Source organism: Shewanella sp. T24-MNA-CIBAN-0130 (assembly GCF_040310185.1).
In the GTDB taxonomy this organism is placed as follows: domain Bacteria; phylum Pseudomonadota; class Gammaproteobacteria; order Enterobacterales; family Shewanellaceae; genus Shewanella; species Shewanella psychromarinicola.
The window spans coordinates 1-277 of sequence record NZ_JBEOPP010000278.1 but is presented as its reverse complement, the minus strand read 5'-3'; the positions used below and the strand labels follow the sequence as shown (position 1 = coordinate 277).

The window sequence follows — 277 nt, the reverse complement described above, 5'->3', positions numbered from 1 at the left end:
CGTTAACTTATCTGCCGTAGCATTAGCATCGCGTTTGAGTTTATCAAATGAGCCTTTATATTCTTTTTCAACTCGTTTTGATAAATCACCATTTGCCATCGCATCGAGCATACTGCCCGTGTCAGCAACTGCATCATCAACTATTTTAACTAAGCTATTTAGCCCTTGAGCCAAACGTAAAAAGAATCCTTCCTTGCCTTCTTCCGCGACTCTTGTATCTAATTCGCCATTACCTGCAGCGCTAATAAGTTCGGCTATTTCTTTTTCAAGCGCAACC

1 pseudogene is annotated in these 277 nt (G+C 41.2%); it reads right to left on the bottom strand.

Going from position 1 to position 277, the window contains the following annotated elements:
* Nucleotides 1–277: pseudogene (locus AAEZ02_RS22375) on the bottom strand (methyl-accepting chemotaxis protein); the annotation flags it as partial.